The 11051-nt window shown below is 70.9% G+C and carries 12 protein-coding genes; 5 read left to right on the forward strand and 7 right to left on the reverse strand.

The annotated features are described in order from the left end of the window. Positions 1-9 precede the first annotated feature (9 nt). The 5 genes from E8M80_RS21815 to E8M80_RS21835 form a co-directional block, all read right to left on the reverse strand. Positions 10-1077, reverse strand: a complete 1068-nt coding sequence (locus E8M80_RS21815; RefSeq protein WP_137127840.1) for an ABC transporter ATP-binding protein — start codon at positions 1075-1077, stop codon at positions 10-12. 4 nt (positions 1078-1081) lie between these two features. Further along, entirely contained in the window at positions 1082-1978 is an 897-nt protein-coding gene (ugpE, locus tag E8M80_RS21820; protein WP_137127841.1) for a sn-glycerol-3-phosphate ABC transporter permease UgpE, read from the reverse strand. Further along, positions 1978-2859 (reverse strand): sn-glycerol-3-phosphate ABC transporter permease UgpA, encoded by an 882-nt coding sequence (gene ugpA / locus E8M80_RS21825; protein ID WP_137127842.1) that lies wholly within the window; start codon positions 2857-2859, stop codon positions 1978-1980. The genes ugpE and ugpA overlap by 1 nt, the downstream gene beginning before the upstream one ends. Positions 2860-2887: 28 nt before the next feature. Beyond that, entirely contained in the window at positions 2888-4237 is a 1350-nt protein-coding gene (gene ugpB, locus E8M80_RS21830; RefSeq protein ID WP_137127843.1) for a sn-glycerol-3-phosphate ABC transporter substrate-binding protein UgpB, read from the reverse strand. Between the two features lie 73 nt (positions 4238-4310). Further along, a complete protein-coding gene (locus E8M80_RS21835) occupies positions 4311-5486 on the reverse strand; it encodes a diaminopropionate ammonia-lyase (RefSeq protein ID WP_137127844.1) in 1176 nt (391 codons plus the stop codon). Between the two features lie 62 nt (positions 5487-5548). Between E8M80_RS21835 and denD the strand changes: the two genes are divergently transcribed. Both denD and E8M80_RS21845 read left to right on the forward strand, forming a co-directional pair. Further along, positions 5549-6532, forward strand: a complete 984-nt coding sequence (gene denD / locus E8M80_RS21840) for a D-erythronate dehydrogenase (protein ID WP_137127845.1) — start codon at positions 5549-5551, stop codon at positions 6530-6532. 2 nt (positions 6533-6534) lie between these two features. Next, entirely contained in the window at positions 6535-6924 is a 390-nt protein-coding gene (locus tag E8M80_RS21845) for a RidA family protein (RefSeq protein ID WP_137127846.1), read from the forward strand. 152 nt (positions 6925-7076) lie between these two features. Here the strand turns inward: E8M80_RS21845 and E8M80_RS21850 are convergent, their stop codons facing one another. Beyond that, positions 7077-7529: a thioesterase family protein gene (locus E8M80_RS21850; protein ID WP_137127847.1), complete on the reverse strand. Its 453-nt coding sequence runs from the start codon at positions 7527-7529 to the stop codon at positions 7077-7079. Positions 7530-7648: 119 nt separating this feature from the next. Between E8M80_RS21850 and E8M80_RS21855 the strand changes: the two genes are divergently transcribed. The 3 genes from E8M80_RS21855 (at position 7649) to E8M80_RS21860 (ending at position 9653) form a co-directional block, all read left to right on the forward strand. Beyond that, positions 7649-8617, forward strand: coding sequence for a tripartite tricarboxylate transporter substrate binding protein (locus tag E8M80_RS21855; protein WP_137127848.1), 969 nt, complete (start codon positions 7649-7651; stop codon positions 8615-8617). A 67-nt stretch (positions 8618-8684) separates the two neighbouring features. Then, a complete protein-coding gene (locus tag E8M80_RS26740; protein WP_240790165.1) occupies positions 8685-8858 on the forward strand; it encodes a hypothetical protein in 174 nt (57 codons plus the stop codon). Between the two features lie 18 nt (positions 8859-8876). Continuing rightward, positions 8877-9653 carry a tripartite tricarboxylate transporter substrate binding protein gene (locus E8M80_RS21860; RefSeq protein WP_240790166.1) on the forward strand — a complete coding sequence of 259 codons (777 nt, stop codon included), beginning with the start codon at positions 8877-8879 and terminating at the stop codon, positions 9651-9653. A 63-nt stretch (positions 9654-9716) separates the two neighbouring features. On the opposite strand, the gene E8M80_RS21865 is transcribed toward E8M80_RS21860, so the two are convergent. Then, a complete protein-coding gene (locus E8M80_RS21865; RefSeq protein WP_137127849.1) occupies positions 9717-10895 on the reverse strand; it encodes a M20 family metallopeptidase in 1179 nt (392 codons plus the stop codon). Positions 10896-11051: the final 156 nt, after the last annotated feature.

Raw genomic sequence — 11051 nt, forward strand, 5'->3', positions numbered from 1 at the left:
AATGGCGGCTCAGGCCGGGTCGATGCGGCGGCCCGATGCGGCGTCGAAGACATGCAGGGCCGCGAGATCCGGCGCCAGCGTCACGCGCTCGGCCGCCAGCACGCCCGGCACGCGGGCGGTGAGCGCCGTGCCGTCCGGCAGGATGCCGTGCAGCACGGTCTCGGAGCCCATCGGCTCCGCCAATTCGACCGAGAGGGCGAGGCCCTCCGCGCCGTCGGGCAGCATGTGCTCGGGCCGGATGCCGAGAGTGACGGCCATTCCTTCCCCGCCCGCGCGCGGGCCGTCGGCGAAGCGCCAGAGGGCGCCGCCGGCCAGCCGTGCTGCCGCGCCGCCCTCGGCCAGCGTCGCAGGCAGGAGGTTCATCGCCGGGCTGCCGATGAAGGACGCGACATAGGTGTCGGCGGGCCTGGACCACACTTCCATCGGCGTGCCGACCTGCGCGGCTCGGCCTTCGTGCATCACCACCAGCCGATCGCCCAGCGTCATCGCCTCCACCTGGTCGTGGGTGACGAAGAGGCTGGTGACCTTGAGCCGCTTCTGCAGGCGACGGATCTCGGCGCGCATCTGCACGCGCAGCTTGGCGTCGAGGTTCGACAGCGGCTCGTCGAACAGGAACAGCTTGGGGTGGCGGACGATGGCGCGGCCCATGGCGACGCGCTGGCGCTGCCCGCCCGAGAGCTGGCGCGGCTTGCGCTGCAACAGCTGGCCGATGGACAGGAGGTCGGCCGCCTCCTGCACCCGGGCCGCGATCTCGGCCTTCGGCAGGCCGCGGATCTTCAGGCCATAGGCCATGTTGTCGAAGACCGACATGTGCGGATAGAGCGCGTAGGTCTGGAAGACCATGGCGATGTCGCGATCCGCGGGCTCGAGCGGCGTGACGTCGCGGCCCTCGATCAGCACCTTGCCCGCGGAGGGCGTCTCGAGCCCCGCCACGATGCGCAGCAGCGTGGACTTGCCGCAGCCCGAGGCGCCGACGACGACGATCATTTCCCCGTCGGCGATGGCGAGGTCGATGCCGTGCAGGACGCGGGTCGCGCCGAAGGATTTCTGCACGCCCTGGATGTCGAGGCTCGCCACGCGGCTACTTCTCCGTCTCGGTCAGGCCCTTGATGAACCATCGCTGCATCAGCACCACCACCGCCACGGGCGGCAACAGCGCGAAGACGGCGGTGGTCATGATCAGGTTCCACTGGTTCTGCGTGTCGCCGTTGCCGATCATCTTGGTCAGGCCGACGATGACCGTCTCTAGGTCGCGGCTCGAGACCATCAGCAGCGGCCAGAGATACTGATTCCATCCGTAGATGAAGAGGATGACGAACAGCGCCGAGATGTTGGTCGCCGAGAGCGGCAGGACCACGTCCTTGAAGAACCGCAGGGGGCCGGCGCCGTCGACCTTCGCCGCCTCCACATACTCGTCCGGGATGGTGAGGAAGAACTGGCGGAACAGCAGCGTCGCGGTGGCCGAGGCGATGAGCGGCAGCGTCAGCCCGGTCATGGTGTCGATCAGGCCGAGGTCGGTCATCACCTGGAAGGTCGGGATGATGCGGACTTCCACCGGCAGCATCAGAGTGATGAAGATCATCCAGAAGAAGGCCATCCGGAACGGGAAGGCGAAGAACACCACCGCGAAGGCCGAGAGCAGCGAGATGGTGATCTTGCCCACCGTGATCAGCAGCGCCATCACCAGGCTGTTGAACAGCATGGTGCTGGCGGGAACGGCGAAAGTGTTGCGCCCGCCCCCGCCCTCGGCCCAGGCGCGGGCATAATTGTTCAGCGCCTCGGTGCCAGGAAGCAGTGGCACGTCGCCGCGGCCGATCGTGTCGGTGTCGTGGGTGGAGCCCATCAGCGTGATCCAGATGGGCAGCGCGAAGACAGCCACGCCGAGGATGAGCGCGAGATGCGTCAGGAACCGCTCCCGCGCCTTGCGGCGGCGGGAGGCGGCGGCCAGCGCCTCGACGTCCGGGGCGGCGCCGGACATCAGTAGTGCACCCTGCGCTCGATGAAGCGGAACTGGACCGCGGTGAGCGCGATGACGATGACCATCAGGATGACGCTCTGCGCGGCGGAGGAGCCAAGGTTGAGGTTCTGCACGCCGTCCACGTAGACCTTGTAGATCAGCGTCTCGGTCGCGTTCCCGGGCCCGCCGCGCGTCAGCGCGTGGATGATGCCGAAGGTGTCGAAGAAGGCATAGACGAGGTTCACCACGAGCAGGAAGAAGGCGGTCGGCGACAGGAGCGGGAAGACGACCGTCCAGAAGCGCCGCATCGGCCGCGCGCCATCGATCGCCGCCGCCTCCAGCACCGAGGTCGGGATCGACTGCAGGCCGGCGAGGAAGAAGATGAAGTTGTAGGAGACCTGCTTCCATGCGGCGGCCACGATCACCATCGTCATCGCCTGCCCGCCGTTCAGCCGGTAGTCCCAGTCGATGCCGATCGCGGCGAAGCCGCGCCCGACCAGGCCGATCGAGGGGTGGAAGATGAACAGCCAGAGCACGGCGGCGAGCGCGGGTGCGACCGCATAGGGCCAGATCAGCATCGTCTTGTAGAGGCCCGCGCCGCGGATGTGCTTGTCCGCCTGCACCGCCAGGAAAAGCGCCGCGCCGAGTGCCAGCGCCGCGACCGCCGAGGAGAACAGCACCGTGTTCCAGGCCGCGTTGAGGTAGAGCGGGTCCGAGAAGAGGTCGAGGAAGTTCTCGAGCGCGACGAACTCCGTGCGCAGGCCGAAGGCGTCCTGGCGCAGCGTCGACTGCCAGATCGCCATGCCGGCAGGCCAGAAGAAGAAGATGGCAGTAATGACGAGCTGCGGCGCGAGCAGCAGGTAGGGCAGCGCGACGCCGCGGAAGATGACCTTCTTGCGCATGGTATCTCCCGCGGCGCCGAGCCGTTCGTCAGCCGCGGTTCGCGCGTTCGAAGTTGCGCAGCACGACGTTGCCGCGCGTGGTCGCAGCCGCCAGCGCCTGCGCCGCCGTCTGCTGGCCCTGGAAGGCGCGCTCGAGCTCCTCCTCCATGATGGAGCGGATCTCGACGAAGCCGCCGAGGCGGATGCCGCGGCTGTTGTCGGTCAGCGTGCCGCCGCCGCGCAGCAGCTGCTCGATCGGCACGTCGGCACCTGGGTTGTCGCGGTAGAAGCCGCGGTCCCGCGCGATGGCGTAGGAGGCGCGGCGCACCGGCACGTAGCCCGTGTCCATGTGCCACTGCGCATCGATCTCGGGCTGGCTGAGATACTTGAAGAACTCTGCCACGCCCTGGAATTCGTCGCGCGAACGCCCGCCGCCCGCCGCCGGGCCCTTGTTCATCACCCAGAGGCTGGCGCCGCCGATGATGGAGTTGATCGGCGCGTTCGGCGTGCCCTGGTAGTAGGGCAGCATGGCGACCCCCCAGTTGAAGCGCGCCTCGCGCTGCACGCGGGCGCGGAAGCCGGAGGAGGTGAACATGATCGCCGCCTCCCCGTTCGGGAAGGCGGGCTCGCCGGCGTTGTTGCGGCCGCCGTAGCGGTAGAGGCCGTCCTTCTGCCACTGGGCCAGCGCCTCCATGTGGCGCTGCACGAGCGGGTTGGCGATGCGGAGCTCCGTACCAAGGCCGCCGAAGCCGTTCGCCAGCGTCGCCAGCGGGATGTCGTGGATGGCCGAGAAGTTCTCGATCTGCCCCCAGGTCAGCCAGGCCGTGCTCATCGGCACGGCGGTGCCGCCGCCCGCCTTGAGCTTCGGCAGCAGCTCGGCGACGCCCTGCCAGGTCTCGGGGAACTTGTCGGGATCGGCGCCGGCGCGGCGGAAGGCGTCCTTGTTGTACCAGACGACGGCGGTCGAGCTGTTGAAGGGCATCGACATCATCCGCCCGTCGGACAGCGAATAGTAGCCGCGCACGCCGGGCAGGTAGTCGTTGAAGTCGATCTGGACGCCGGTCTCGGCGAGCAGCTCGTGCACCGGCTTCACTGCGCGCCCGGCGCCCATCATGGTGCCGGTGCCGACCTCGAACATCTGCACGATGTGGGGCGCGTTGTTGGCGCGGAAGGCGGCGATCGCGGCAACCATCGTCTCGGCGTAGCCGCCGCGGAACGTCGGCACGATCCTGTACTTCGTCTGCGTCGCGTTGAAGTCGGTGGCGCGCTTCTCGAGCATGCCGCCGAGCGGCTGCGAGAGCCCGTGCCAGAACTGGATCTCCACCGGCTGTGTCTGCCCGATCGCAGGCGCGGCGACGCCCAGGGACATCGCCCCGGTCAGAAGTGTACGGCGGTGCATGAGGTCGTCCTCTCCCAAAGCGGTGACGCGGCGGCTTAGCCGGCCCCCTTTTCGGGAAGATTACAGAACGATGTCAGTTTGAAGAAGGGGCATGTCCGACCAGGCGCGCATAAACCTCGGGATCCGTCGCCCCCTCGGTGCCGAACAGCAGGACGCGGCTGTCCTGCCCGAGCCCGAGCGCCGTGCGGGCGAAGGGTTCCTGCGCGGCCAACAGCAGGCCCGCAAGACCCGCGACGGCGCTCTCCCCAGCCACCACGGCCGGCTTGCGCGCGGCGAGCGCCTTCATGCAGGCCACCGCACTCTCGTCCGGCACGGCCATGAAGGCGAAGGCCGCGCGCTCCAGTTCCTGCCAGGCGAGCAGCGAGGGCTCCCCGCAGGCGAGCCCCGCCATCAGCGTGTCGAGGTCGCCCGTAACGGTCGCGGGCTCGCCCGCCTCGGCGCTGGCCAGCAGGCAGGCGGCCTTGTCGGGCTCGACCACGATGATGCGCGGGCCGGCGCCGAAGCGCGCGCGCATCTGGACCGAGACCGCGGCCGCGACGCCGCCGACGCCGCCCGGGATGAAGACATGCGTCGGCGCCTGGCCGGCCTGGTCCGCCGCCTCATCCGCCATGACGCGGTAGCCCTGCATCACGTCGCGCGGCACCTCGGTGTAGCCGGGGTAGGAGGTGTCGCTGACGACGAACCAGCCATTGGCGTCGGCCTGCTTCTGCGCCTCGCGCACCGCGTCGTCGTAGGTGCCGGGGACGACGCGGATCTCGGCGCCCCATTTCGCGATGGCGTCGCGCCTGCCCTGGCTGACGGTCTCGTGGACGAAGATGACGCAGGCGGCGCCGAAGCGCTGCGCGCCCCAGGCGACGGAACGCCCGTGGTTGCCGTCGGTCGCGCAGGTCACGGTGATGGCGCGCGTCGCCTCGCGATGCGTCCCGTCCATGAGCGCCGCGGCCGTCGCGGCATTCGCGGCACCGCGCTTCGCGAGTTCCGCCTGCAGCAGGCGCATCACCGCATAGGCGCCGCCGAGCGCCTTGAAGGATCCGAGGCCGAAGCGCCCGCCCTCGTCCTTGTAGAGAACGCTGCCCACGCGCGCGGCGGCCGCGGCGTCGGGCAGGTCGAGGAGCGGCGTCGGCGCATAGCCCGGCCAGGAGGAGATCTCCTCCTTCGCGCGGCGGAAGCCGCCCTCCGGCAGGACGACGATGCCGGGCGTGCCGTGGCGACGGTTGATGAGGAAGCGGAACGGGAAGGTCGGGATCATGGCCGCCCATATTGCGCCCGCCGCCGCGCCGCGCCAAACCGGGACAGGCATCGGAGGGCGGCATGAAGATCACCATCCTGGGCGGGGGCGGGTTCCTCGGGCGGAAGCTGGCGGCGCGGCTGGCGAAGGACGGCGCGCTCGGCGGCCGCGCGATCGCCGAGATGACGCTGTTCGACCTGGCGGCCCCTGCGACGGTCGCGGCCCCCTTTCCCGTGCGCTGCCTCGGCGGAGACGTGGCGGACCCCGCCGCGGTCGGCGCCGCCATCCCGCCGGGAACCGAGGTGGTGTTCCACCTGGCGGCGGTCGTGAGCGCGGCGGCGGAAGCCGATTTCGACCTCGGCATGAAGGTGAACCTGCACGGCACGCTAGCGGTGCTGCAGGCCTGCCGGGCGCTCGGCACCAGGCCCAGGGTGATCTTCACCTCCTCCGTCGCGTCGTTCGGCGGCGGGCAGGAGGCGGTGGTGCCCGATGACGGGCGCCAGGTGCCGACCAATTCCTATGGCGCGCAGAAGGCAATCGGCGAATTGCTGCTGCAGGACGCGACGCGCAAGGGCTTCCTCGATGCCGTGAGCCTCCGCCTGCCGACCGTGATGGTCCGCCCGGGACGGCCGAACAAGGCGGCGTCGTCCTTCGTGTCCGCCGTGGTGCGCGAGCCGCTGCTCGGCCTTGCCACCGACTGCCCGGTGCCGCCGGAATTCGCCGTCTGGATCTGCTCGCCGCGCAGCGCGATGGAATGGTTCCTGCACGCGGCCACGATGGACACGGCGCCGCTCGGCATCGACCGCGGCATCAACCCGCCCGGCCGCAGCGCCACGGTCGCCAAGATGCTGGAGGCGCTCGAAGCCGTCGCCGGCCGCGCGGCGCGGGAAAAGGTGGGCTTCGTCTTCGACCGCGAGGTCTTCGACATCGTGGACGGCTGGCCCGCGGCCTTCGCGGCCACGCGCGCGCGGCGCCTCGGCTTCGCCGAGCAGGAATCGCTGGAGGACCTCGTTCAGGCCTTCGTCGAGGACGACCTGGCGGCGACCAGGGCCGAGCGCGGCCTCTGACCATGCTCGAGATCACGCGCCACCTGCTGCCCGGCGCGCCCGACCGCGTCGCGCCCTTCAGCCACGCCGTGCGCGCGGGGGACTTCCTGTTCGTGACCGGCCAGATGCCGACCCTGCCGGGCGGCGGCCAGGTGCTCGTCGACGGCGGCGTGGCCGAGCAGACCGAACAGGTGCTGGCCAACCTCCGGACAGTGGTCGAGGGCTGCGGCGGCGACATCGCGCGCACCGTCTTCGCGCGCGTCTACCTGACCGACTTCGCGCGCGACTACGCCGCCATGAACGCCGTGTGGGAACGCGCCTTCGCCGGCGGCCTGCCGGCGCGCACCTGCGTCGGCGTCACCGGGCTCGCAGTCGGCGCGCTGGTCGAGGTCGACCTCGTCGTCGCGATGTAGCGGTCAGACCAAGCGCACGAAGTTCCAACTTTCGGCCCGAAGGGCCGAGGCCGCGGATGCGGCCCGCCGGTTGTCCGGCAAAGCCAAGGGCCGCGGATGCGGCTCGCCCGGCGCCTGAGGGGCACGAAGGTGAAACCTTCGCGCGCCAGGTATCAGACCTCCGCCACGGCGCCGTCGCGCTCGGCCATCAGGCGGCGCATCTCCTCCGGTATCCCGGCCTTGGCGCCCGTCGCGTTGTCGACCACGACACAAAGCGCGCGCGCCGAGCACAGCAGCCCCTCCCCCGCCCGCCACATGCCGTACTGGTGCACAAAGGAGGTCCGGCGGAAGGAGGCGGTGCGGACCGCGAGCAGCACCTCGTCCCGGAAATGGCCGGGGAGGTGGTACTTCACCTCGAGCGAGCCGACAACCGGGCCGGGCTTGTCCGGCGAGAAGGCCCCGCCGGCGCCGAGCCACCATTCGATCCGCATGTCCTCGAACAGCGTCAGGTACGCTGCATGATTGATGTGCGCGTAGATGTCGCATTCCGCCCAGCGGACGGTGTGTTCGCGCCAGAGGCCCCACTGGCCCTCGACGTGGAAGCGGTCGCGCAGCGCGTGGTCCATGGCGGTTCCTTCCCCTGCTGGGTGCAGTCTGGCGCGCAGCGCGGCCGCGGGAAAGCCGCCGCTTGATCCGGCCGCGGAGGCGCGCGAGGCTTGTGGCAACGACCCATCGAGGAAACGCCATGATCGCACGCCGCCACCTGCCGCTGGCCGGGCTCGGGCTGTCGCTGCCCTTCATCCGCCCCGCGCTGGCCGCCTGGCCCGCCGACCGCCCCATCGAGGTGATCGTCCCCTTCCCGCCCGGCGGCGGCGTGGACGCCGTGGCGCGCTTCGCGACGCACCAGGTCACGTCCCGCATCCCGAGCGTGCGCTTCGTCATCGTGAACCGGCCCGGCGCCTCGGGGCAACTCGGCATGGAGACCATCTTCAACGCCGCACCCGACGGCTACACCATCGGCGCGATCGGCAGCCTCAATGTCTCGACCCTCCCGCTCGAACGGCCGGTGCGCTGGAAGGCCGAGGAATTCACATATATCGCGAACGTGGTGGACGACGCCTGCGGGCTCTGGGTGCTGGCGAATTCGCCGCTGCGCTCGCTCGCCGACCTGGTGGCCGCGCTGCGGCGCGACGCGGAGAGCGTCTCGGTCGGCAGCGCGGCGGGGGTGGGGTCGGACGACCACCTCGTGCTGCTGGGGCTCGAGGAGAAGGCCGGCGTGCGCGCGCTGCACGCGCCCTTCAACGGCACCGCGCAGGTGCAGCGGGACCTGCTCTCGGGCGCAGTGAACGTCGCCTCCTTCAACATGAGCGAGGGCGTCGTGCTGATGCGGGAAGGGCGCATCCGCTGCCTCGGCCAGGCTTCCCCGCAGCGCTGGTCGGCGGTGCCCGACGTGCCCACCTTCCGCGAACAGGGCTTTGACGTCACGATCGGCTCGGCGCGCGGCATCGTGGCGCCGCCGGGCTTCCCGGCCGAGGCGACGCGCACCATGCAGGCGGCCTTCGCCGCAGCCTTCGCCGACCCCGCCTTCACGCGCGACGCCGAGCGCATCTCCCTGCCGCTCCGCCCGCTGGTTGGCCAGGACTACCGCGCCATGGTGCTGGCCGAAGGCGAGGCGGTGCGCGCGATGTATGCGCGGCGCCCGTGGCGGCGCTGATCCGCTTGCCGGGCAGGAGACGCCAAGCCTAGCCTTCCCGCAAGGATACCCTGGGAGGGAAGCCACAATGACCACGCGTCGCATCCTGCTGGCGGGGGCGGGGCTCCTCGCCGCGCCCGCCGCGCTCCGGGCCCAGGTCGCCTGGCCGGGCGACAAGCCGGTCGAGATCATCGTGCCCTTCCCGGCCGGCGGCGGCGTCGATGTCATGACGCGCCTCGTGATGCCGCTGGTCGCGGCGTAGATACCGGGTTTCCGGCCGGTGATCGTCAACCGCACCGGCGCCGCCGGGCAGATCGGCCTGGAGGCGACGTTCAACGCGCCCGCCGAGGGCTATGTCCTCGGCGCCACGACGGTGCCCGCGCACAACGCCATCCCGCTCGAGCGCCAGGTGCGCTACCGCGCCATGGACTTCACCTTCCTGTGCAACATCGTCGAGGATGCGAACGCCTTCTACGTCCGCGCCGAGAGCCCCTTCCGCACGGTCGCCGACATCGTCGCCGCGGCGCGCGCGCGGCCCGGGCAGGTCACCTACGGCACCACCGGCATCGGCAGCGACGACCACCTGTTCATGCTGGCCTTCGAGGCCGCGGCGGGCGTGCCGCCCATGGTGCAGGTGCCCTTCGCCGGCGCCGCGCCGCTGATCCCGCAGCTGCTCGGCGGGAACATGGACCTCGCGGTGCTGAACGTGAACGACGCGCTCCAGCTCAAGCGTGACGGGCGCGTGCGCATCCTGGCGCAGGGCGCGGCGCGCCGGCAGCCGGAGGCGGACGACGTGCCCACCTTCCGCGAGGCCGGCTTCGACATCGTGGGCGGCGCCTCGCGCGGCATCGTCGGCCCGCCAGGCATGCCGGCGCCGGTCGTGGCCCGGCTCGAGGCCGCCTTCCGCGCCGCGCTGAACGACGAGGGCTTCCGGCGCGCGGCGGCGCGGCTGTTCATGCCGCTGCGCCCGCTGATCGGGGCGGAATACAAGGCCTTCGTGCAGTCGGTGGACGACCAGCTGAAGCGCCTGTGGCAGGTGCGGCCCTGGCGCGGGTGAAACGCGCCGGGGCCAGGATGCGGCGGACCCCGGCGGCAGTCCCCGCCGCCGCCGGCTCCGGGGTCAGACGCCCGCGCGTTCCAGCCGCAGGATCGCGCGCGCCATCGCCTGGGCGCGCGGCACGAAGGTGTCCACCTCCAGGTATTCCTCGGGGCTGTGCGCCTTGCCGCCCACGGGCCCGACGCCGCAGAGCGTCGGCGCCCCCATCGCCGCGGTGAAGCCGGAATCGGCGCAGCCGCCCGTGAACTCGCCCTCCACCTTGAGCCCGCTGTCGGCCGCCGAGACCTGGTAGACCGAGAACAGGCGCTCGGATTCGGGTGTCGGGTTCAGCGGCAGGAACTCCCCCTTGATCGCGAGCCGCGCCTTCGTTCCCGGCACGTGGGCACGCGCCACGATATCGTGGATCTTCCCCATGATCTCGTCGCGCTGGTCGGCCTCCACGTAGCGGAGGTCGATCTGGAACTGGCAGGCGGGCGCGGTGGTGTTCACGCTCTGCCCGCCCTGGATCAGCCCGACATTCAGCGTGATGCCGCGCGCCAGGTCGGTCAGCGCGTGGATGGCCACGATCTTGTGCGCGGCCTCGCCGATCGCGCTGATGCCGGCTTCGAAATTGCCGCCGGAATGGGCGGCCTTGCCCTCGATGTCGACCACGCTGAACACGCCGCCCTTGCGCGCCTTGACCACGTTGCCCGAGGCGCGGCCCGGCTCCGAGTTGAACACGACGCGGGCGTTCTTCGCCTCGGCCTCGATCACGGGCCGGCCCTCGGGGCTGCCGATCTCCTCGTCACCGGTGAACAGGCCGACCAGGGGGCCGGGCGCGCCGCCGAACTTCGCGAAGGCGGCCAGGACGAACATGTTCATCACGATGCCCGACTTCATGTCCGACACGCCGGGGCCATAGGCGAGGTTGCCATCGATGCGGAACGGGCGGCGCTCTGGCTCGCCCTTCGGGAAGACGGTGTCGCGATGGCCCATCAGCACGATGTTGCTGCGCTGGTTGCCGGTGCCGATCGCATGGCCGCCCTCGACGATGCCGCGGATGCAGTCGCCATGCGTCTCGCGCGGTACGGTCTCGGTCGGGATGCCATGCGCGGCCAGGAACCGCTTCACCTGCGCGCCGGTGCGGTCGACCCCCGCCTTGTCGTAGGAACCGCCGTCGGTGTTCACCATCTCGGCCAGCTCGGCGAGCATGGCGTCCTTCTGGCTGGCGAGCCAGGCGGTGATCTGGGCTTCCTGGGTCATGCGGGGCACTCCGTTGGGGACAGGAAAGGTCGGGGGAGGTGAACCGCCCCCGTGGCTCTCCTTGTACCGAACTCTCGAGCATGGCGGCGAGGCGTGAGGCGAGGGTGTCTTGCCCCCGGGGGCCAGGTCGGCCCCGCCGGCCTTGAGCATGGCCAT

The sequence above is a fragment of the Roseomonas sp. HF4 genome (assembly GCF_005222755.1).
In the GTDB taxonomy this organism is placed as follows: Bacteria; Pseudomonadota; Alphaproteobacteria; order Acetobacterales; family Acetobacteraceae; genus Neoroseomonas.